The following is a 20,929-nucleotide window of genomic DNA, read 5'->3' on the forward strand; positions in this document are numbered from 1 at the left end:
GGTTCTGGCGCCGCCCCTCCCCGGCCGAGACCGAGGGAGGGCGGCGCCGTCGCCTCGCGGCGTCAGGAGTCCCGCGGCCGGGCGCTGTTGTTCATCCCCTCGAGCAGACGCACCACCCGATCCATGCCCTGCTTGACCTCGGTCATGTCGGTCTTGAGTTCGGCCACGTCGGCCTTGACTGCGGTCATGTCAGTTTTGAGCTCAGCCACATCGGTTTTTAGCACCGCGACGTCAGTTTTGAGCTCGCCCACGTCGGTCTTGAGCTCGGCCACATCGGTTTTGAGTACTCCGACGTCGGTCTTGAGTTCGCCCACGTCGGTCTTGAGCTCCGCGACGTCGGCCTTGACGGTGGTCATGTCGGTCTTGAGTTCGGCCACGTCGGCCTTGACTGCGGTCATGTCGGTTTTGACTGCGGTCATGTCGGTTTTGAGCTCGCCCACGTCGGTCTTGAGCTCGGCCACGTCGGCCTTGACTGCGGTCATGTCGGTTTTGAGCTCGCCCACGTCGGTCTTGAGCTCGGCCACGTCGGTCTTGAGCTCGCCCACGTCGGTTTTGAGCTCGGCCACGTCGGTTTTGAGCACTGCGACGTCGGCCTTGACGGTGGTCATGTCGGTCTTCAGGCCGGCGACGTCGGTCTGGAGGACTATGACGTCGGTGCCGAGTCGCCGGACGTCGGCTCGGACCTCCTGGAAGTCCACCTTGTACTCGCGGAACTCGGTCCGCAGGCCGCGAAGCTCGGTTGTGAGCTCGTTGTGGTGCTCGACCTGGGTCTTCCGCACGGCCTGGAGCAGCGAGCCGTTCGCTCGCACCAACTCGCGCAAATCAGTTACTTTCCGGTCTGCTCCGGCCGCCAACGCACGCACCTCCGGGATCTCCGCTTCCAGCACTGTCACACGCCGCTCGACGTTCTCCACGCTACTCATGGCGGGAGAGTCTCCCGCCTTTTTCGAGCGGGCGCTAAGAGTTGAAACGCGCACGAAGACCCAGATGGCGCGAAGATGATCGGTTGACAAGAAGCACCTAGGCGTGGGGCTAGTCAGGTGGTTCCCTCGTTCGGGTGACCACGGCGGCGAGCCGGAGCCGTAGGGGCGCCGGAGGCCGGGCGAACGATGGTGCGCGACGGCCGGCCACGAGGGGTGGCCGGCTGGGCGCGCCTGTGTGCGTCGCGGCCTGGCACCGGCGGCTGAGAACGTGGCTACCGCGAGTGGCGGCGTGCCGCCTGTGGGTTCATCGGCTCACCGGGAGGCCGGCGGCTTCCCAGGCGGCGTAGCCGCCGGCCAGGTCGGTGGCCCGGTACAGGCCCAGGTCCTGCAGGGCGGCGGCGGCCAGGCTGCTGGTGTAGCCCTCCTGGCAGGTGATGATGACCTCGAGGTCGTAGCGGCCGGCGAAGGGGAGGCGGGCGTCGCTGCGGGGGTCGAGGCGCCATTCGAGGACATTGCGTTCGATGATGACGGCGCCGGGGATCTCGCCGTGTTGGGCGCGCTGGGCGGCGGGGCGGATGTCGATCAGGATGGCGCCGCGGGTCATGGCGGCCTGGGTTTCGTGGGGGCCGACCCGGGTGAGGCGGGTGCGGGCCCGGGCCAGGATCTCGTCGATGCCGGCGGAGCCGGGTGGGGGTGCGGGGGCCTGCAGGGTGGCGGTCACCACTCGACTCCGGCCCGCTCGATGGTCAGCACCTCGAGGGCTTCGGCGCCGACCCGGTAGCGGGTCATCGTGGTCAGGGCCGGGCCGTAGACGTGCACGCTGACGGCGGGGCGGCTGGAGCGGTTGGTCATCCGGTGGATGTGGTGGGTGCCGAAGCGCCGGCCGGCGCCTTCGCCGAGTTCGCGGGAGGTGACGCGCGGGGGGCGGCCGGCCGCGACCGACACCGTGTCCTCGGTGAGGGTGCCGTTGAAGACGTGGAACGCGCCGGCCGAGCCGCCGTGGTCGTGCAGGTCGGTGCCCTGGCCGGGGAGCCAGGTGAGCAGCCACACCTCGTACTCGTCGGTCACGTGGAGGCGGTGGTACCAGCGGTCGACCGGGTTGAAGCGCGGGGCCACGGACCACTGCTCGGGGGCGGCGGCGAATTGGTTGGCGATGGCGAGATGGTCGAGACGGGTGTCGACGACAGTCATGGGAGCTCCTCGCTTTGCATACATTGCCTATCAGTCCTATAGGTTTACCGCCACAACGGGGTCAAGGATAGCGGGACTCGCGGGTGAGTGGCGGGAAGTCAGCCGAACAAGTCGCGGAAGCGCTAGTCAGCTGGGACAGCAGGCACTGGCGCACCGCGCCAGGTCAATCGCCAGGTCGGCGATGAGGGGCAGCTGCATGCCGACCATGCTGGCCCGGGCGGGGGTGATCGTCAACCGGCATCCATGGAGTGGGACGCGGAAAGGTCGAGATGCCCGGACGGTCCGCACTCCGACGCATGCGACGGCAATGTGGAGTGTCGATCAAAGAGGCGGTATCTGAAAGAAGCTCACGGCATTTAGCCTCTTTCGGAACCGCCCTCCGCAGTCGGGCCGACACGCTGCGTCGCGGAATTGCGGGCAACCCTCACCGGATCGGTTCTCCGACTCAGCCGTTAAGGCGGAAATCGCTCTGAGCAGGTTCTCCTCTATCGAGAAAGCTATATGGTGACCTCGGTCCGGAGGTCACCTCGCCCGCCTCCTCGGATACCCGATGAACGAGTTCCGACGATCGACCCCCGACGAACGAGGACGGACACGTGTTGAAGTCACGCCGCGGTCTTCTTGCCGCCGGTCTAGCCGTTGCCGTGGCCGGCGCCTTCGGTGTCGCTTCGACGCTGCAGGCGGACGCGGACCAGATCGCGCCACCGACCGCCGCCGAGAAGTCGGCCGCGGTGGAGGCCCCGCCGACCCCGCCGGCCACCCTGCCGTGGGGCGACCGTCCAAAGCCGATCAAGCGCGGCAAGGCCGGCGCCAGCGCCAAGTCGCTGCGTACGGCCGGTCTCGCGGCCGCGGCCAACGACACGAGCGGTTCCGTGGTGGCCAAGCCGAAGGAGGGCCCCAAGGGCCGCTTCGCTTCGCTCACCGACCAACTGACGACCGAGACGACCGACATCGCGCCGCCCGAGCCGCCGTCCGACGACGATTCCGACGCCGATCAGAAGGTCCACTACCTGTACAACGTCGGCGCGCAAGCGGCCGTCACCGACGGCGTCCACGCCAACGTGACGATCTCCAAGCCGAAGCTCGAGGAGAGCGACTACCACACGCTCGCCGAGCTGGCCCTGCAGTCGGGTGACAAGAAGCAGATCGTCGAGGTCGGCTGGACGGTCGACCGGGTGGTCAACGGCGACGACGACCCGCACCTGTTCGTCTACCACTGGGTCGACAAGAAGAGCACCTGCTACAACGCCTGTGGCTTCCAGCAGTACAGCGCCAACATCAAGCCCGGCGACACCCTCCCGCAGGACACGGTCAAGAAGTTCGGCATCCAGTACTTCAAGAACGCCTGGTGGATCGCGTACGACAGCGAGTGGGTCGGCTTCTTCCCCGAGTCGCTGTGGAACAAAGAGGGCATCACGTTCAACAAGTCGGGCCTGATCCAGGTCTTCGGTGAGGTGGCCTCGACCACCACGACGCCCTGCTGGACCCAGATGGGCAACGGCAAGAAGCCCAAGATGAACGGCTCCGCGGCCAAGCTGGCCAGCGTGACCTACGTCAACACGACCCTGGTGCCGGAGCTGGCAATCCGCACCAACAATCCGGCCTACAAGCCGTACAACGCTCCGACCACGTTGCGGACGTTCCAGTTCGGCGGGCCCGGCCCGTGCGAGCCGAAGGATCCGGAAGACGAGCAGTAAAAGGAACGACGAGCAGTAAAGGGAACGACCAGACGCGATGCCCGGTCCCGGCGAGGGGGGCCGGGCATCGTTTTTCTCGTCGCGTCGTCGAACCGAGTTCACCGCCAGGGTGTACAAACTGGTGGCGGACCAGGCACGGAGGGGCGGGCGCGATGAAGCGACGGGTGAGCCCCGACGAGGAGCTGATGACCGCGCTCTACAACGAGCACTATGCGGTCCTGCTCAGCTTCGTGCTGCGGTACGTGCACGATCGGCACCGCGCGGAAGACCTGGTCCAGGAGACTCTGCTGCGGGCGTGGAAGCACATCGACCACCTCGACACCGACACCGGCCGCACCCGGTCCTACCTGCTCACGATCGCGCGCAACGTGGTGACCAACGCCTGGCGGGCCGAGCAGCGCCGCCCGCACCTGGTCGCCGACGAGGCCGCGGTGAACGCGATGCCCTCGGCCGACAACGTGGATCAGCTGGTCGAGGGCTGGCTGGTGGCCGAGGCGCTGGAGCGGCTCTCCGACGAGCACCAGGCCGTGGTCCGGGCCATGTACTACGAGGGGCAGAGCGTGGCCGACGCGGCCCGGAAGCTGTCGGTGCCGGAGGGCACGGTGAAGTCCCGGGCCTACTACGCGGTGCGCGCGCTGCGGACGGCGTTCGAGGAGATGGGGGTGCTCCGATGAGCGTGGATCCCCGCGAGAGCCACGACGACCTGCGCCGGCTGCTCGGCGGCTACCTGCTGGGCGGTCTCGACGAGGCCGACACCGACCGGCTCGACGCCCACCTGCGCGACTGCGACGAGTGCCGCGACGAGCTCGACCGGCTCGCCCCCGTGCCGGAGCTGCTGCAGCGTCTGCCCGCGGCCGGGGTGCCGGCCGCCGAGGAGGACGGGCCGCCGGTCAGCCTGTCGGCCCGGCCCACCCAGGCGAACATCGACGGCCTGCTCCGGCGCATGCGGGCCGAGCGCCACCGGCAGACCCGCCGGGCCGGTGTCCGGTGGCTGACCGCGGCGGCCGTGGTGCTGATCGCGGTGGCGATCGGCATCGGCGTGATCCGCGGCAGCCGGCCGGACGACCGGCCCACCACCCTGCCCAGCGCCGAGCTGGTCACCGCCCAGTTCGAGCCCGAGCAGGGCAGCGGCATGTCGGGGCAGGCTGTGCTCACTCCGAAGACGTGGGGTGTCTCGGTCGCTCTGGACGTGACCAAGCTGCGCGGCGACGGCCCGTTCCACTGCCAGGTGCGGGGCGCGTCGGGCCAGATCGAGCAGGCCATGGTGTGGGGGCCGACGCCGAGCGGCAACGCCAAGGTGATCGGCGCCAGCTCCCTCCAGCTGCGTAACGTCCGGTCGATCGAGGTGGCCGATCACAACGGCCATGTGCTGGGCAAGGCCACTCTCAAGTGACCCGGCGCAGCCGTACGAGGTAGGTCTGGGCCACCACGACCAGCGCGAGGAAAGCGCCGCTGATCACCTGCTGCCAATTGCTGTTGACGTTGCCGACCTGGTTGATGAGGTTCTGAATGACGCCGAGGAGCAGCACACCGGCGATGGTGCCGGCGATCGTGCCGGCCCCGCCGGTGAGCAGGGTTCCGCCGATGACGACGGCGGCGATCGCGTCGAGCTCCATGCCGGTGCCGAGGACGGTGACGCCGGAGCCCAGCTTGGCCGCGTTGATCGCACCGGCCAGGCCCGCCAGCAGCCCGGAGAGGACGTAGACCCAGACCTTCGTCCGGCGTACGGGCAGCCCCATCAGCGCTGCCGCGTCCTCGCTGCCGCCGACGGCGTAGACCGACGCGCCGAATCGGGTCCGGGCCAGCAGGATCATGCCGAGCCCGACCAGGCCGGCGACGAGCCACACCTGGTAGCCGATGTCGAGGAAGGCGCCGTTGCCGAGCCGCCGGAACGCGTCGTCGCGCACCAGATAGGTCTGCGAGCCCTCGGAGCTGATCGCCCGCATGAGCCCCCGCGCGCCCAGCAGCGCGGCCAGAGTCACGATGAAAGGCGCCATTCGGGTGTACGCAATCAAGAGCCCATTCGCCACTCCAATGGTGCCGCAAACCGCGAGCGGGAGCGCGAATGCGGCCAGAATTCCGTATTGCGAGGCCCATGCGGCCAGGACGCCCCCGAGCACATAGAGCGACCCGACCGACAGGTCGATCCCGCCGGTAATGATCACAAAAGTCATGCCGAGCGCGATCAGCATCGGCGGCGCGGCCGCGACCAGAATGGTGGCCGCATTGTCGAAACTGCGGAAGTTGGGAAAGGCCGCCAACGCGATCAGGACGACGACGACCAGGACGGCCAGCGCGCCCTGGCGTTGGATGACGGCGACGACGCGGTCGGTCCGCTCGGCCTTGCGAACGTCCTCGACCACGATGGCGGGCGCCTCGGAGACGGTCACCGGGTCTTCCTCTCTCGGGCCACGTAGACCGCGATCAGGATGATCACGGCCTGGACCATCTCGGTGGTGGAGGGCTGCAGGTTGTGCTTGATCATCGTGGCGATGACCAGCTGCATGAGCAGGGCGCCGGCCACCGTGCCCAGCACCCGCACCTTGCCGCCGGTCAGCGGGGTGCCCCCGACCACCACGGCGGTGATCGCCGACAGCTCGATGAGCAGCCCGACCGCCGACGCGTCGCTCGACTGGATCCGGGCCACCGAGAGCAGACCGGCGATCGAGGCGAGCACCGCGCACACCACGTACACCGTGATCAGCACCCGCTTGACCGGTAGGCCGGCCAGTTCGGTGGCCCGGCGGTTGCCGCCGATGGCCAGCATCCGCCGGCCGAAGACCGTGCGCCGGACCAGGAACGCCACGACCAGCACCAAGGCGGCGGCGATCCAGACGAGCACCGGGATGCCGAGCAGGTCGCCCGAGCCGAGATAGAGCAGATCCCCGTTCCGGACGTCCTTGAGTTGGCCCTCGCTGATCACTACGGCCAGGCCACGGCCGCCGACGAACAGCGCGAGCGTGGCCACGATGGGCTGTAGGCCGACCCGCGCCACCAGGACGCCGTTGATCAGGCCGACCGCGACGCCGGCCAGCAGCGACACCAGGACGGCCGCGACCACCCCGTACCCCAGGTAGAGAGGGATGAGCGCGGCCGCGAGGGCCATGACCGAGCCGACCGACAGGTCGATGCCCTCAGTGCCGATGACCAGGGCCATGCCGAGCGCGACGATCACGATCGGCGCCACCTGGATGAGCTGGATGCGCAGGTTGCTCCAGGTCAGGAAGTACGGCGTGAAGAAGATGTTGTAGAGCACCAGCAGCACGATGGCCAGGTAGACGCCGTATTGGGGAAGCCAGTTTCGAAACTTGATCTTGTCCGAGGAAAAAGCAGCGACAGTCATCAGCGTTCCCCCGCGATGGCGGCCATCAGATCCTCGGTCGTGACCGCGGCTCCGGTCAGGGTGCCGACGACGACGCCGTCGCGCAGCACCACCACCCGGTCCGAGCCTTCGATCAGCTCCTCCGCGTCCGAGGAGACGAGCACGACGCCGAGCCCTTCGGCCGCGAGCTCGTCGATCAGCGACTGGACCTCGGCCTTGGCCCCGACGTCGATGCCGCGGGTCGGCTCGTCCAGCAGCAGCACCTTGGGCCCGGTGGCGAGCAGCCGGGCCAGCAGAACCTTCTGTTGATTGCCGCCGGAGAGGTCGCCGACGGCCTGGTCCGGGCTCGCCGCCTTGATCCGCAACCGCCGCATGTAGGTGGCCACGATCTCATCGATGCGCTTGTCGGAGACGAGGCCCAGCCGTGACATGCGCGGAAGGATGGCGAGCGCGATGTTCTCGCGTACGGACAGAGCCGGAACGATCCCCTCGGCCTTGCGGTCCTCGGGTTGGACGGCGATGCCGGCCTTGACGGCCCGCACGGTCGACGAGCGACGCAGGAGATGACCGTCGACCCGCACCTCGCCGCTGTCCAGGTGGTAAGCGCCGCCGATGGCCTTGATGGTCTCGCTGCGCCCGGCGCCGAGCAGGCCGCCGAGCCCGACCACCTCGCCCGGCCGTACGTCGAAGCTGACGTCGTGCAGTTTGTGCCGGCTGTTGAGCTCGCGCACCCGCAGCACCGGGGGAGCGTCGCTGTCGCCGGTGGCCGCGCCCGAGAACGCGGTCGCGCCCTCGGTCATCTCGCGGCCCAGCATCAGGGAGACCAGCTTGATCCGGGACAGCTCGGCCAGCTGCCCGGTGTGCACGACCCGGCCGTCGCGCAGGATCGTGACCGCGTCGCAGATCTCGTAGAGCTCGTCGAGCCGGTGACTGACGTAGACGATGCCGATGCCGCGGGCGTGCAGGTCGCGGATCACCTCGAACAGGGTGCGCACCTCGCGCGGCTCGAGCGACGAGGTCGGCTCGTCCATGATGACGACCTTGGCGTCGATCATCACGGCCCGGGCCAGCGCGACCATCTGCTGCGCGCCGAGGGCCAGGGTGCCGAGCTGACGGCGTACGTCCGTGGTGACCCCGTAGTCGACCAGGATCTCCCGGGCTTCGCGCTCCATTGCTTTCTTGTCCACGAGGCCCAGGGCGTTGCGGGGCTCGCGACCCAGGAAGAGGTTGTGGGCCACGCTCATCAGCGGGACGAGGTTGACCTCCTGGTAGATGGTCGAGATGCCGGCACGCTGGGCGTCCATCGGAGTGCCGAAACGGACATGTTCCCCGCGGTAGTGAACAAGCCCTTCGTCCGGTTGGTAGACGCCGGTCAGCACCTTGATCAAAGTGGACTTGCCGGCGCCGTTCTCGCCGACCAGCGCGTGCACCTCGCCGGGTCTCAGGGTGAACGAGACCCGGTCGAGAGCGCGGACGCCGGGAAAGGTCTTGGAGACCTCGGTGATGTCGAGCAAAGTCATGCTGAGCACTCCTTTGGCGTGCCCTTCTGGCCCTCGCCTACGATGCCGTCGTCAGGTGCGGCCGGGTGCCGCTCGGTGCAGGCGGTCACGCCAGCGGCCCCGCGTTGGTCCAGGTGGCGTCGGCATTGAAGCTGGCGGCGTTGTCCCACGTGTTGCCGCCGCCGTTGGTGGCGATGTAGACGGCCTCGGCGTAGTGCCGCCAGTAGTAGCCCGGATAGTTGAGCGACTCCAGGGAGACGTTGGCCCCGCTGAGGCCGGGCTGGCCGCAGAAGGTGGCGTCCTGCTGGAAGACCGCCGTGCCGTCGCTCGACGCCTTCTGCAGCCGGTAGTTGGCGTGCCGCAGGTACTGGCCGGGGTAGTTGACCGACTCGAACGAGTAGCAGCTGTTGTCGGCCAGGCCGGCGCGGACCGTGAAGGTGGCGTCCTGCCGGTCGGTGGCCGGGCTGGCCGTGGTGATCACGTCGGTGCGGGCCAGGCCGTCCCGGTGCCGCAGGTAGCGGGTGTCGTAACCGGGCGTGGTGACCCGGAACGACCGGTTCTGACCGACGGTCAGGTCCGCGCCGCTGCGCCACAGTGGAGCGCCGATGGCCCAGGTGGCGTCGTCGTTGAACGAGCCGCCCGAGGGCGCGTCGACCCACACTTCCTCACCGCGGTGCCGCAGGTAGTAGCCGGGCAGGTTGGCCGACTCGAGCGACGTGCCGGCGCCGGACAGGCCGGGACGCCCGCAGAAGGTGGCGTCGGCGGCGAACGTACCGCCGGTGTCGGCCTCCCGGTAGACGCGGTAGGACCGGTGCCGCAGGTACTGGCCCGGGAAGTTGCGCGACTCGAAGGAGTAGCACGCCGTGTTGGACAGACCGGGCCGCACCCAGAAGGTGGCGTCCTGCCGGTCGGTGGTCGAGCTCGCCGTGCTGATCGCGTCGGTCCGGGCCGCGCCGGCCGCGTGCCGCAGGTAACGGTTGGTGTAGCCGGGCGTGGTGACCCGCAGCGAGGCGAGCCGGTTGACCGACAGGGCGCCGCTGATCACCCGCTGGTTGACCGCACGGACGCGGGCGAAGTCCATCTTCTGCACCTGGCGGTCGTACGTGTAGAAGCCGTTGAGCTCCTCCTCGACGTCCGTCGGCTCGGTGTAGACCGATCCGGAGAGCCCGTTGCCGTTCGCCAGGTCGACCAGGCGGGAGGTGATCTGCACGTAGCGGTTGGTCAGAGCATTGGAGTCGGGCAGCCACTCGTACGCGAACTTGCCGCTCGTCGGCCACTCGTGCCCGGGCGTCCGCAGCCCCAGGCCGCCGTACTCGCCGTTGACCACGAACCGGGTCGCCGTCGGCGGGCGCGAGATGCCGGGCCCGACGTACGCGTGGTCGTCGATCACGTCGCCGTTGCCCGGGTCGGGATCGGAGTCGCAGCAGTTCGAGCCCGAGTTGTGGTTGACCATCCGGGTCGGGTCGAGGCTCTTCACCTCCTCGGCGATCCGCCCGGCGTCGTACTCGCCCCAACCCTCGTTGAACGGCACCCACTGGACGATCGAGGTGATGCCCTTGTGCTGGTCGATCATCACGCGCAGCTCCTTCTCGAAGCGCGTGCGCCCGGCCGTGGACGGCTCCCGGCCGCTGGCCAGGGCGGGCATGTCCTGCCAGACCATCAGGCCGAGCCGGTCGGCCCAGTAGAACCAGCGGTCGTTCTCGACCTTGATGTGCTTGCGGACCATGTTGAAGCCGAGCGCCTTCTGCTGCTCCAGGTCGAAGCGGAGTGCGGCATCGGTGGGCGCGGTCGAGATGCCGTCCGGCCAGTAGCCCTGGTCGAGCGTGCCCAGCTGGAAGACGAACTTGCCGTTGATCGTCGGCCGCAGCACCCCGCCCAGCATCGCCTTGCCCAGCGACCGCATCCCGAAGTACCCGCCCACCGAGTCGCCGCTGCCGAGGGTGACCCGCAGGTCGTACAGGTACGGGTCGTCGGGTGACCACAACCGGGCGTTGGGCACCGGGACGCGGAAGGACGAGCCGACCGTGCCGGTGGCGGTGCCGACCACCGTCCCTCCGGAGAGCACCTGCGCGGTGACCGGCTGGCCGCTCGCGTTGGCCGCCTGCACGACCAGGTCGAGACCGCCGGCGGCGACGTTCGGCGTGGTGTCGAGCCGGGTGATCCGTGCGGGGTTGGCCGGCTCCAGCCAGACGGTCTGCCAGATGCCCGAGTACGGCGTGTAGAAGATCCCGCCGCGGCTCAGGCGCTGCTTGCCGACCGGGATGTCCTGCGTCTCGACCGGGTTCCAGACGCCCACGATGATCTCGTTGCTGCCGGCGCGCAGGGCGCCGGTGACGTCGTACGAGAACTTGTCGTAGCCGCCCTCGTGCGTGCCCAGCAGCGTGCCGTTGACCCAGACCTTCGACTGCCAGTTGACCGCGCCGAAGTTGAGCTGGACGTTGCGTCCCGACCAGCCGGCCGGGACGGTGAAGCTGCGCTTGTAGTACGAGTAGTCCTGCCGCCGCATGATCCCGGAGAGCGCGCTCTCGATCGGGTACGGGACGAGGATCTCCTCGCCGAGCGTCTGCCCGGTCGGCGGGGTGGTGAGGTTCGAGGCCCCGGCGAACTGCCAGATGCCGTTGAGGCTCTGCCAGTCCGGGCGGGTGAGCTGCGGGCGGGGATATTCCGGCAGCGGGTTGCTCGTCGAGACCTGGTTGGTCCAGGGCGTGGTCAGCGGCGGCGTCTTCGGGGCGAAGGCCGAGGCCGGGCTCGCGGTGACGGCGAGCGTGCCGGCGGTGACGGCGACGATCAAGGCAAGGGCGGTACGCACATAACTGAACATCGACGCTCCTCAGTAGGCGGAGCTGATGTCGGACTTGGCGTTGTCGGTGCCGTACTGCCGGTCCTCGATGATGATGTCCTGGCCGACCGCCTCGCCGTTGAGGAACTTGGTAGCGGTCTCGAAGGCCAGCGGGCCGAACCGCGGGTTCGACTCGATGACGGCCGACGCCCAGCCGTCCACGATGGCCTGGACCGCGCCCTTGGTGCCGTCGATCGAGACCACCTTGACGTCGCCGGCCTTCTTCCCGGCGCCCTTGAGAGCGGTGATGGCGCCGAGAGCCATCTCGTCGTTCTCGCCGTAGATCCCGTTGATGTCCGGGTTGGACTGCAACAGTTGCTCCGTGACTTTCTGCCCGTCCTCGCGGGCGAAGTTGCCCGTCTGTTCAAACACGATCTGGATGTCCGGCGCGATCTTGGCGATCTCGTCCTTGAAGCCGCTCGTCCGCAGCGTGGTCACGTTGTTGCCGGGCGCGCCGAGCAGGATCGCCACCTTGCCCTTGTTGCCGAGCGCTTCGGCCATCTCCGTCGCGGCCCGTTTGCCCTGCTCAGCGAAGTCGGAACCGATGAAGGTCAGATAGTCCTGACACGGCTTGGCGTTGATCTTCCGGTCGATCGTGATGATCGGGATCTTCTTGGCCGACGCCTTGGCGAACACCGAATCCCATCCGTCGGAGTTCAGCGGTGCGATCACGAGCAGCTGAACACCGGAGTCGATCATCTGCTCGACGTCGCTGATCTGCTTGTTGAACTGCGAATTCGCATTGGTCGTGGTCAAACTCGTGATGCCGAGTTTCGACGCCTCGTCCTTGATCGATCGGGTCTCGGCGATGCGGAACGGGTTCGCTTCCTTCTCCGACTGGGAGAAGCCCACCTTGGCCGTCTTGAGATCCAGTTTTGACCCGCCGTACTGGTCGATCGTGCAGGTGGCGGCGTCGGGAGCGGCCGATTGGGCGACTTGAGCGCCGCCGCCGGAGGCGGCTGCCGGCTCGTTGTCCTCCGATTTGGCACAAGCGCTGATCAAGATGAGGGCCGCGCCGAGGATCGCGGCCGCCGGGCGTACACGGCTCATGAAGGTGCTCCTTAGCGGTGGATGTGACATCGGGGAGTAACCGCTTGGAAACACATTCCTGCACTAACGAACTTTTCCTGTCAAGGGTTCTCGATACAACCGATCAGGAACGCACGTGGACTACCGGAGGCATTGACGGTGATGATCAGAATTGGTCAGTGCGCGCGACATCCCAGCGCGCCGAGACCGCGGCGTAGAGGCGCCGGGCCTCCTCCGGCCGCTCGCCGCTGAGCGCGGCCGCGTCCTCGAGGGCCTGGGCCAGCTCGAAGACCCGGCCCACCCGGCGGTAGTGGGCGGCGGCCGTCCGGGCCGGGCCGGGGTCGCCGCCGAGCAGCGCCCGGCAGCGCAGGTCGGCCGCATAGGCCCGGGCCGCTCGCACCTCGCGCGCCGCCTCGGCGGCGCAGATCGCGGCGGCCCGCTCGGCGATGTCGCGGCGGCCCTGGGCCAGGGCGAGCCGGACGATGCCGGGCAGCCACTGATGGCGCAGCATGATCGGCGCGTAGGCCGGCTGCAGCATCGGCTGCAGCCACTCCAGGGCCTCGTCCGGGCGGCCCCGCTGCTCGGCCGCGAGCGCCCGCGCCACCAGCAGGAAGTCGCAGTTCTCGCGCTCGGCCTCGCTGGCCGGCACGGCGTCGGCCGCGCCCAGGTGGGCCGCGGCCAGGTCCTGGGCGTCGCGGTGGAGCGCGATCAGCGCGGCCACCCCGTGCAGCAGCATCGTGATCGCGCCCGGCTCGCGCTGGCCGTGGAACGTGATGTCGCCGCTCGCCTCGCCCACCTCGGCCAGCGCCTCGTCCCACCGGCCGAGCCAGTAGTCCTGCACCGCCGCCGTGACCCGCAGCCCGGCCGGCAGCGGCGGCTCGGCGGTCTTCAGCGTCGCCTGCGCCTCCTCCAGGCGATCGAGGTTCTGCAGGGAGAACAGGCGGTTGTCGACCAGGTCGAAATAGAGCGACGAGTCACCGCCGACCACGGCCAGCGCCCGGTCGGCGTGCTCCAGCGCCCGCTCGTGGTCGCGCCGGATCGAGCTGGTCAGCCAGATCGTCTGCAGGGCGAAGGCGGCCTCGAACGGTTGCCCGGCCGCCACCGCCTCGTCGTGCACCCGGCGCGCCCGCTCCTCGGTGCGGTCGAGGTCGTCCAGGTCGCCGCGCTGGAAGTTGGCCAGCAGCACCCGGTGCCGGGTCCGCCAGATGGGCGGCACCCGCGGGTCGTCGAGCGCGTCGCGCAGCATCGCGACCGCCTCGGCCTCCTCGCCCCGCCGGTGCCGCATGGTGGCCAGCAGCTGGCGCATCTCGGCCCGGTCGCCCGGGTCGGTGGCCAGGCTCAGGGCCTCCTCGGCCTCGGTCATCGGGAAACGCTCGCGCCGGAACTCCAGCCGGACCAGCGCCACCAGCAGCACGCCGCGCTGGCCGGCCGAGGGCAGGTCGGTGGCGAGCGTGCGCCGGATCAGATCGCCCGCGATCTGCGGGGCCCGGCGGACCACCTCGGCGTGATGCTCGATCAGCCACGACAGCACCCACGTGTCGACCACCGGGGCGGACGCGTTGAGCTGCTCGGCGACCCGGATCAGCGGGCTGCCCCCGGCCGCGAGCACCTCGGCCGCGTGCCGGTGCAGGCCGGCCCGCAGCGCCGGCGGAACGCTGGCCACCAGCGCCTGGCGCAGGAACGGGTGACGGAAGGCCAGGTCGGTGCCGCTGTCCACCAGCACGCTGGCCGAGAGCGCCTCCTCCAGCGCGCCGACCAGATCGAGGGCCGAGCGGCCGGTGACCGCCACGACCTCGCTGACCGAGAACTCGGAACCGAGCAGCGCGGCCAGCCGCAGCACCTCCCGGGTCTCCCCGGAGAGCACGTCCAGGGCCGCGTGCACGGCGTCCAGCAGCGTCTGCGGCGGGTCGACGGTCACGTCCGGCCCGATGTCGGCCCGGCCGGCGGAGATCTTGACCGCGTCCCGCTGCCGCAGCGCCTCGACCAGCTCCCGGGCGAACAGCGGGTTGCCACCGGAGCGGGCGGCCAGCGCACGCAGGTTCGGGCCGGGCGGGGCGCCGGTCAGCGCGCCGATCAGGCGGTCGAGCTCGGCCGGGGCCAGCGGGCCGAGGTCCAGCGCCATCCGCTGCCGGGCCCGGACCCGGTTGCGCAGCCCGGCCTGGTGGGCGTCCGGCCGGGCCGCCGCGACCAGCAGCAACGGCATGCGGGGGACCAGGGTGAGCAGCCGCTCCCAGACCCGCACGGTCGCGCTGTCGGCCCACTGCATGTCGTCCACGACCAGGATCAGCGGGGCCGTGCCGCAGGCCGAGCGCACGGCGGCCACGATCTGGTCGTCCGCCGGCTCCGGCCCGTCGGCATCCCACGGCTGCCCCAGGGCCCGGAACAACACCTGCAGCGGTACGCGTGAGCCCAGCTGGTCAGCCGCTCCCCAGGCCACCCGGCACCCGGCCCGGGCGGCGTCGGCGAAGGCGTGAGTGAGCAGCTCGGTCTTGCCGATGCCGGGCTCCCCGGAGATCCAGACCGCGCTGCCGACGCCGGCCGCGACCGACCGGACCAGGCTTCGAAGGTGATCAATTTCGGCCACGCGGCCGACCCAGGACCGGCCGGCCAGCCCGTCCCGCAGCGCCTTGGCGATCGGCGTCGGCACCTGCACGGCCGGCTCCCGGTCGACCGAGCCGGACAGCACGTGCCGCTGCACCGCCCGCAACCCCGGACCCGGCTCGATGCCCAGCTCGGCCACGAGCGTGCGCCGGGCCGCGTGGAACACCTCCAGGGCCTCGCCGTGCCGGCCCGCCACGTGCAGCGCGCGCATCAGCAACTCGTGCAGCGGCTCGTGCAGCGGGTGGTCGCGGACCAGCGCGGTCAGCTCGGCCACCAGGCCGTCGTCGCCACCAGCCTCCAGCCGCAGCCGGGCCCGTTGCTCGGCCGCGGCCAGCCGCAGCTCGGCCAGCCGCTGCCGGTCCAGCTCCAGGAAAGGGCCGGCCAGGGTGGCGTACGCGTCACCGCGCCACAGCGCCAGAGCCTCGTCGAGCCGGGCCACCGCGGTGGTCGCGTCGCCCGCGGCCAGCGACGCGCTCGCCGAGGCCCGCAGGCGCTGGAACCGCGCCGAATCGAGCTCGTCCGGGTCGAGACGCAGCAGATAACCGCCGGCCCCGGTGCCGAGCATCTCCGGCGCGAGCGAGCGGCGCAGCCCCGACACGTACGTATAGACGCTGCCGACCGCCGTGGCCGGCGGCGAGTCGCCCCAGATGGCAGTGATCAGCTCATCGCGGCCGACGGTGCGGCCGGAATGGGCGGCCAGCACCGCGAAGACCGCACGCTGGCGCGCCGGGCCCAGATCGATCTCGTCGTCACCGATCCACGCGCGCACCGGCCCGAGCACGCCGACGCGCAAAGCCTTCGCCACGTGTCCTCCCAGGTCGGTGACTGTCAACTTCAAGGGAGACGGGCCGGGTGTCAATGGATAACACAAACGGCACGGACGGGCACTGATGGGGGTGAGCGCTTCCCACCCTCGCCGGCCTCTGCTGAACTGTTTCATCGGCCTTTGCCGCCCGATGAAGGTTCCGTGAAGGTTCCCTGAAGGCGCTTCTCCGAGACTGGCTGCACCTTGAACAGGGAGGAGCAGCCAGTGGACCAGATCCGGGTCGCCGTGCAGGCGACAGACCCGCTCAGTCACGCCGGACTCGCCGCGCTGCTGCAGTTCCGGGGCGACCTCACCGTGGTGCGCAACGCCCAGCGGGCCGACGCCGACGTGCTCGTGGTGGCTGCCGAGCGGCTCAGCACCGAGGTGGTGGCCGGCCTGCGCCGGGCCACCGGTGAGACCAGCGCGCCGGTCGTGCTCGTGGTCGAGGACATCGACGAGGGCGACCTGCTCACCGCGGTCGAGTGCCGGGTGATGGCGATCCTGCCCCGCGGCGCGGTCAACGCCGACCGGCTCGCGCACAGCGTGCGGGCCGCGGCCGCCGGCGGCGGCGTGATGCCCCCGAACCTGATCGGCGAGCTGCTCAAGCACGTCGAGCGCATGCAGCGTGACGTGCTGGCGCCGAACGGGCTGAACCCCTCCGGCCTGAGCCCGCGCGAGATCGACGTGCTGCGGCTGATGGCCGACGGCTTCGACACCAACGAGATCGCCGGCAAGCTGTGCTACTCGGAGCGGACCGTCAAGAACGTCATCTACGGCGTCACCCACCGGCTCAAGCTGCGCAACCGCTCGCACGCGGTCGCATATGCGTTGCGAGCCGGGATGATTTAGTTAGATTCCACGGGCATGAAGGTCAAGCCCGGCGATCGCATCGCCGTCGTCTCCCCGTCCTGGGCCGGCCCGGGCGTCTTCCCGGCCGTGCACGAGCAGGCCATGCGCCGCATCCGGGAGGATCTCGGCCTCGAGCCGGTCGAGTTCCCGTTCACCCGGGTGCCGGGCACTCCCGCCGAGCGGGCAGCCGACCTGATGGCCGCCTACGCCGACCCGTCGATCCGGGCCGTCTTCGCGACCATCGGCGGCGACGACCAGATCACGGTGCTGCCGCACCTCGACCCGGCGCCGTTCCGGGCCGACCCCAAGCCGTACTTCGGCTACTCCGACAACACCAATCTGCTCAACTGGCTGTGGATGCACGGGGTGCCCGGCTATCACGGCGGCTCGACCATGGTGCACCTGTCGCACGGGCCGGCGGTGGACGAGGAACACCTCACGTCGTTGCGGGCGGCCCTCTTCGAGACCGTCGACCTGCCGATCACGCCGGTGGCGGGCTTCCGCGACGAGGAGATCGACTGGGCCGACCCGCGGGCGCTGACGTCTTCGGCGCCGGCCGAGCCGAACCCGGGCTGGGTGTGGCACAACGCCGACCGGGTGGTCACCGGGCCGACCTGGGGCGGCAACCTCGAGATCCTGCACTGGAACCTCGCCGCCAACCGCTGGATCCGGCCCAACGCCGATTACGCCGGGTCGATCCTGCTGCTCGAGACTTCCGAGGAGATGCCGCCGGACGACGAGGTCTTCCGCATGCTGCGCAACGCGGGGGAGCGGGGCCTGCTCGCTCAGTTCCCAGCCGTCGTGATGGCCGCGGCCAAGGCCAGCTTCCGCGCCTCCCGGCCAGCTCGCGCCGACCGGGACAAATACCGCGACGATCAGCGGGCGGCCGTCCTACGAGCTCTGGAGACCTACAACTCCTCGGCCATGGCCGTCTTCGGCGTAGAATTCGGGCATACCGGACCGCAATGGATCTTGCCGTACGGCGGCCGGATGACCGTGGACGGGCCGGGGCGCCGGATCATCGCGCACTACTGATCTGTTCCGAGCGGCTCGGGTGCACCGGCGGGGCGCCCGGGTCGCAGAACGACTTGACCGGCGTGTGCCCGCGCAGCCGGTCCGGGATCAGGAACCAGGCCAGCACACCGCCCGCCACCATCAGGCCCGCGCAGATCATCATCGTGTTGCGGTAGACCGGCGACAGCTGCGCCGCGTCGGTCAGGTTCCCGCTGCCCAGACCGGCCGCGAGCGGCAGCACCGCCACCGCGAGCAGACCGGCGGCCCGGGCCACGGCGTTGTTGACCCCGGAGGCGATGCCGGCGTACGCGTCGTCCAGCGCACCCAGCGCCGTCGAGGTCAGCGGGGCCACCAGCAACGTCAGGCCCAGCCCGAAGACGATCACGGAGGGCAGCACGCCGGTCCAGTACTCGGCGCCGGCCCCGATCCGCGACATCATCACCAGCGCCGCCGCGCACACCAGCGGGCCCACGGTCATCGGGATGCGCGGGCCGATCCGCTGGCCCAGCGCGCCCGAGCGGGCCGAGAAGAGCAGCATCAGCACCGTCGAGGGCAGCAACGCCGTACCGGCCAGCAGCGGCGAGAAATCGGCGACGACCTGCAGGTTGATGACGAACAGGAAGAAGACGCCGCCGTTGGCCCCGTAGACCAGGAAGGTGACCAGGTTGGCCCCGCTGAACGCCTTGCTCTTGAAGATCGTCACGGGCATCATCGGCTGCCGCGCGCGCCGCTCGGCCAGCACGAAGGCGACCAGGCCGAGCACGCCCAGCGCGAGCGTGCCCAGCACCACCGGGTCACCCGGGCCGCGCATCGGCCAGGCGGTGAAGCCGTACGTCAGCCCGGCCAGCCCGATCGCGCCGGTCAGCACGCCGACGTAGTCGATGTGGCCGCTGGCCTGCGCATTGCGCGACTCGGGCACGTGCCGCGCGGCGACCAGCAGCACGATCGCGGCCAGCGGCACGTTGATCAGGAAGATGTAGCGCCAGTCGCCGATGCCGACGAGCCAGCCGCCGACGAACGGGCCGAGCGCGCCCCCGATGCCGGCCAGACCCGACCAGGCGCCGATCGCCTTGGACCGGTCGTCCCGGTCGAACGACGCCTCCAGGATGGCCAGCGAGCCCGGGGTCAGCAGGGCGCCCCCGATGCCCTGCAGGATCCGGGCCGTGATCAGCCAGCCGATGTTCGGCGAGAGGCCGCACAGCAGCGAGGCCACGGCGAACCAGGCCACCCCCAGCATGAAGATCCGCTTACGCCCGAAACGGTCGCCCAGGGTGCCGCCCAGGAGCACCAGCGCGGCCAGGCTGAGCGCGTACCCGTTGATCGTCCACTGCAGACCGGCGGCGTCCGCATTGAGATCACGCCCGATCTCCGGCAACGCGATGTTGACCACGGTCGAGTCGATGAAGGCCAGGCTGGAACCGAGCACCGTGGCCAGCAGCACCCAACGACCGGCCGGCGTGCTGTAGCGCACCATCGTGGCATTCATGGGCCGACACTATCCCCGGCCCGGCCAGGCCGGGATCAGTCAGTTGACTGTCTGTCGCTGTGTCGGCCGGCGCTCCGGCCGCAACGCCGCCGCGACCACCGAGGCCGGCGGCCGGCTCACGCCGGGCCGGGGCCGGAGCAGCCGGTCGAGGCGCGCGCAGAGCTCCTCCCGCTGGAACGGCTTGGCCAGGTAATCGTCGGCCCCCGCGTGAACCGCGTGCAGGATCCGCTCGTCGTTCACGTCGGCGCTGATCACCATGATCGGCAGGAAGGCCGTGGCCGGCTCGGCCCGCAGCCGCCGGCACAGCTCGAGCCCGTCCTCGCCCGGCATCCGCACGTCGAGCAGGGCGGCGTCCACTCCACCGCGCCTCAGTGCCGCCCGGGCCGTTTCCGCGTCCCGGGCCCGGAGCACCGTGTGGCCGGCCCGTTCCAGAGCGAGGCTCATCAGCTCGAGATGGTCGGCGTCATCGTCAGCAATCAGCACGGTGGGCACGCGAACCTCCCGGAGCAGAGAGCAACAGCTAATACCAAGCTGTTCGGACGCCCCGCCATTTCGCTGAGCCGTTCGGCTAATGTGCACGTACGTGCACACCCACTACCGTAGTGCGCGTACGTGCACACCGGGAGAGCCATGAGATTGAACGATGCCGACGACCTCGGTCGATTCGTCCGTGAACGCCGAACGGCCGCCGCTTTGACGCAGGTGGAGTTGGCACGCCGGGCCGGGGTCAGCCGGCGATGGCTGCTGGAGCTGGAGTCCGGCAAGGCGACAGCCGAGCTGGGCCTGATCTTCAAGGTGATCGCCGCACTGGGCCTTTATCTCGACGTGCGACCGGAGTCCAGCGATGACATCGATCTGGACGCCTACCTCGACGCCCTGGGGGGCTCGCGATGACCAAGTCGCTGGCGGTGCTCCTAGGAGGCCGCCTTGGCGCACAGCTTCTGCAGGATGACAGCGGCTCTTTGTCCTTGACCTACGCTCCCTCATACCGGGATCTGGGGTCCGCGTTGCCACTTTCCCTGTCGATGCGGCTCACTCAGGGCGATCACACCGGGCCGGGCGTGCGGGCATTCGGCCAGGGTCAAGCCGGCGATCACCGGGTACGACGACCACGATCTCAACGAACATCTGTGCCTGCGAGCGGCGGGCATTCTCGGGCTGCGGGTCGCCGTCTCCCGGGCGATCTCCTTCGAAGGGGAGCGCGCGGTGGTGGTGGACCGTTACGACCGCTTCCCCCGGGGTGACGGCACCATCACGCGGCTGCACCAGGAGGACATGTGCCAGGCCTTGGGTCTGCCTCCTTCGGCCAAGTACCAGAGTGAAGGCGGACCGACGCCGGAGCAGATCATCACCCTGATCCGCGGTGCAGTGCGGCCGGTTGTGGTGGCGGAGGCGGAAGTCGACCGATTCGTGGACGCAGTGGCGCTCAACTGGCTGCTCGGTGGGACGGACGCGCACGCGAAGAACTACTCGCTTCTTCTGATGCCCGGGCAGGTGCGGCTGGCGCCGCTCTACGACGTGGCCAGCAGCCTGGCGGTACGGCTGCCGGCCGCGCTACGGGAGGCGGCGAGCGCCGACGCGGTCACCGCGCTCGGGTCGCCGCTGCCGGAGCGGCTGGCGGCGGTGGTCGCGGATCACGTCACACGTTGTCGCGGGGCGCTGGCCGCCGGGTAG

18 protein-coding genes and 1 pseudogene are annotated in these 20,929 nt (G+C 70.0%); 8 read left to right on the forward strand and 11 right to left on the reverse strand.

Annotation, left to right across the window (positions count from 1 at the left end; translation table 11 throughout):
- Positions 1 to 62: 62 nt before the first annotated feature.
- The 3 genes from AB0J66_RS30955 to AB0J66_RS30965 all read right to left on the reverse strand — a co-directional run bounded on the left by AB0J66_RS30955 (position 63) and on the right by AB0J66_RS30965 (position 2,114).
- Entirely contained in the window at positions 63 to 914 is an 852-nt protein-coding gene (locus AB0J66_RS30955) for a hypothetical protein (protein WP_364668053.1), read from the reverse strand.
- A gap of 313 nt (positions 915 to 1,227) precedes the next feature.
- A complete protein-coding gene (locus tag AB0J66_RS30960) occupies positions 1,228 to 1,647 on the reverse strand; it encodes a rhodanese-like domain-containing protein (RefSeq protein ID WP_364668055.1) in 420 nt (139 codons plus the stop codon).
- A complete protein-coding gene (locus AB0J66_RS30965; RefSeq protein WP_364668058.1) occupies positions 1,641 to 2,114 on the reverse strand; it encodes a cysteine dioxygenase family protein in 474 nt (157 codons plus the stop codon). The genes AB0J66_RS30960 and AB0J66_RS30965 overlap by 7 nt, the downstream gene beginning before the upstream one ends.
- A 596-nt stretch (positions 2,115 to 2,710) precedes the next feature.
- Between AB0J66_RS30965 and AB0J66_RS30970 the strand changes: the two genes are divergently transcribed.
- The 3 genes from AB0J66_RS30970 (at position 2,711) to AB0J66_RS30980 (ending at position 5,204) form a co-directional block, all read left to right on the forward strand.
- Positions 2,711 to 3,811: a neprosin family prolyl endopeptidase gene (locus AB0J66_RS30970; RefSeq protein ID WP_364668061.1), complete on the forward strand. Its 1,101-nt coding sequence runs from the start codon at positions 2,711 to 2,713 to the stop codon at positions 3,809 to 3,811.
- A gap of 152 nt (positions 3,812 to 3,963) precedes the next feature.
- Positions 3,964 to 4,485, forward strand: a complete 522-nt coding sequence (locus AB0J66_RS30975; RefSeq protein ID WP_364668063.1) for a sigma-70 family RNA polymerase sigma factor — start codon at positions 3,964 to 3,966, stop codon at positions 4,483 to 4,485.
- Positions 4,482 to 5,204, forward strand: coding sequence for a zf-HC2 domain-containing protein (locus AB0J66_RS30980; protein WP_364668065.1), 723 nt, complete (start codon positions 4,482 to 4,484; stop codon positions 5,202 to 5,204). Before AB0J66_RS30975 ends, AB0J66_RS30980 begins: the two co-directional genes overlap by 4 nt.
- Here AB0J66_RS30980 and AB0J66_RS30985 read toward each other — a convergent pair.
- The 6 genes from AB0J66_RS30985 to AB0J66_RS31010 form a co-directional block, all read right to left on the reverse strand.
- A complete protein-coding gene (locus tag AB0J66_RS30985; RefSeq protein ID WP_364668068.1) occupies positions 5,197 to 6,201 on the reverse strand; it encodes an ABC transporter permease in 1,005 nt (334 codons plus the stop codon). The two genes, AB0J66_RS30980 and AB0J66_RS30985, sit on opposite strands and share 8 nt — an antisense overlap.
- Complete coding sequence (locus AB0J66_RS30990) at positions 6,198 to 7,154, reverse strand: ABC transporter permease (protein ID WP_364668070.1); 957 nt, start codon at positions 7,152 to 7,154, stop codon at positions 6,198 to 6,200. Before AB0J66_RS30990 ends, AB0J66_RS30985 begins: the two co-directional genes overlap by 4 nt.
- Positions 7,154 to 8,653 carry a sugar ABC transporter ATP-binding protein gene (locus AB0J66_RS30995; protein WP_364668073.1) on the reverse strand — a complete coding sequence of 500 codons (1,500 nt, stop codon included), beginning with the start codon at positions 8,651 to 8,653 and terminating at the stop codon, positions 7,154 to 7,156. Before AB0J66_RS30995 ends, AB0J66_RS30990 begins: the two co-directional genes overlap by 1 nt.
- 85 nt (positions 8,654 to 8,738) lie before the next feature.
- Positions 8,739 to 11,453: an AbfB domain-containing protein gene (locus AB0J66_RS31000; RefSeq protein ID WP_364668075.1), complete on the reverse strand. Its 2,715-nt coding sequence runs from the start codon at positions 11,451 to 11,453 to the stop codon at positions 8,739 to 8,741.
- Positions 11,454 to 11,462: 9 nt separating this feature from the next.
- The gene (locus AB0J66_RS31005) at positions 11,463 to 12,521 is read right to left on the reverse strand and encodes an ABC transporter substrate-binding protein (protein ID WP_364668078.1); all 1,059 of its coding nucleotides are present in this window, start codon (positions 12,519 to 12,521) and stop codon (positions 11,463 to 11,465) included.
- Positions 12,522 to 12,666: 145 nt separating this feature from the next.
- Entirely contained in the window at positions 12,667 to 15,906 is a 3,240-nt protein-coding gene (locus AB0J66_RS31010; protein WP_364668081.1) for a BTAD domain-containing putative transcriptional regulator, read from the reverse strand.
- A 225-nt stretch (positions 15,907 to 16,131) separates the two neighbouring features.
- Between AB0J66_RS31010 and AB0J66_RS31015 the strand changes: the two genes are divergently transcribed.
- Complete coding sequence (locus tag AB0J66_RS31015; protein WP_364668084.1) at positions 16,132 to 16,755, forward strand: response regulator transcription factor; 624 nt, start codon at positions 16,132 to 16,134, stop codon at positions 16,753 to 16,755.
- Between the two features lie 15 nt (positions 16,756 to 16,770).
- Complete coding sequence (locus AB0J66_RS31020; RefSeq protein ID WP_364668086.1) at positions 16,771 to 17,790, forward strand: S66 peptidase family protein; 1,020 nt, start codon at positions 16,771 to 16,773, stop codon at positions 17,788 to 17,790.
- On the opposite strand, the gene AB0J66_RS31025 is transcribed toward AB0J66_RS31020, so the two are convergent.
- Both AB0J66_RS31025 and AB0J66_RS31030 read right to left on the reverse strand, forming a co-directional pair.
- On the reverse strand, positions 17,774 to 19,255 hold the full coding sequence (locus AB0J66_RS31025; RefSeq protein ID WP_364668089.1) for an MFS transporter: 1,482 nt from the start codon (positions 19,253 to 19,255) through the stop codon (positions 17,774 to 17,776). The genes AB0J66_RS31020 and AB0J66_RS31025 overlap by 17 nt on opposite strands.
- Positions 19,256 to 19,294: 39 nt before the next feature.
- Complete coding sequence (locus AB0J66_RS31030; RefSeq protein WP_364668091.1) at positions 19,295 to 19,747, reverse strand: response regulator transcription factor; 453 nt, start codon at positions 19,745 to 19,747, stop codon at positions 19,295 to 19,297.
- 144 nt (positions 19,748 to 19,891) lie between these two features.
- Here AB0J66_RS31030 and AB0J66_RS31035 point away from each other — a divergent pair, with 144 nt between their 5' ends.
- The 3 genes and pseudogenes from AB0J66_RS31035 to AB0J66_RS31045 all read left to right on the forward strand — a co-directional run bounded on the left by AB0J66_RS31035 (position 19,892) and on the right by AB0J66_RS31045 (position 20,929).
- The gene (locus tag AB0J66_RS31035; protein ID WP_364668094.1) at positions 19,892 to 20,149 is read left to right on the forward strand and encodes a helix-turn-helix domain-containing protein; all 258 of its coding nucleotides are present in this window, start codon (positions 19,892 to 19,894) and stop codon (positions 20,147 to 20,149) included.
- Positions 20,146 to 20,379 (forward strand): annotated as a pseudogene (locus tag AB0J66_RS31040) (HipA N-terminal domain-containing protein); the annotation flags it as partial. The gene AB0J66_RS31035 and the pseudogene AB0J66_RS31040, both read left to right, overlap by 4 nt.
- A complete protein-coding gene (locus AB0J66_RS31045; protein ID WP_364668265.1) occupies positions 20,348 to 20,929 on the forward strand; it encodes a HipA domain-containing protein in 582 nt (193 codons plus the stop codon). The pseudogene AB0J66_RS31040 and the gene AB0J66_RS31045, both read left to right, overlap by 32 nt.

Origin of the sequence: Actinoplanes sp. NPDC049598, assembly GCF_040675435.1 — a bacterium.
Taxonomy (GTDB): domain Bacteria; phylum Actinomycetota; class Actinomycetes; order Mycobacteriales; family Micromonosporaceae; genus Actinoplanes.

Excerpts from the sequence above, each read along its gene's own strand:
- AB0J66_RS30980 (WP_364668065.1), top strand. The coding sequence starts at position 4,482 with ATGAGCGTGGATCCCCGCGAGAGCCACGACGACCTGCGCCGGCTGCTC.
- AB0J66_RS31025 (WP_364668089.1), bottom strand. The coding sequence starts at position 19,255 with ATGAATGCCACGATGGTGCGCTACAGCACGCCGGCCGGTCGTTGGGTG.
- AB0J66_RS31005 (WP_364668078.1), bottom strand. The coding sequence starts at position 12,521 with ATGAGCCGTGTACGCCCGGCGGCCGCGATCCTCGGCGCGGCCCTCATC.
- AB0J66_RS31000 (WP_364668075.1), bottom strand. The coding sequence starts at position 11,453 with ATGTTCAGTTATGTGCGTACCGCCCTTGCCTTGATCGTCGCCGTCACC.
- AB0J66_RS30965 (WP_364668058.1), bottom strand. The coding sequence starts at position 2,114 with ATGACTGTCGTCGACACCCGTCTCGACCATCTCGCCATCGCCAACCAA.
- AB0J66_RS30990 (WP_364668070.1), bottom strand. The coding sequence starts at position 7,154 with ATGACTGTCGCTGCTTTTTCCTCGGACAAGATCAAGTTTCGAAACTGG.
- AB0J66_RS31020 (WP_364668086.1), top strand. The coding sequence starts at position 16,771 with ATGAAGGTCAAGCCCGGCGATCGCATCGCCGTCGTCTCCCCGTCCTGG.
- AB0J66_RS30995 (WP_364668073.1), bottom strand. The coding sequence starts at position 8,653 with ATGACTTTGCTCGACATCACCGAGGTCTCCAAGACCTTTCCCGGCGTC.
- AB0J66_RS30975 (WP_364668063.1), top strand. The coding sequence starts at position 3,964 with ATGAAGCGACGGGTGAGCCCCGACGAGGAGCTGATGACCGCGCTCTAC.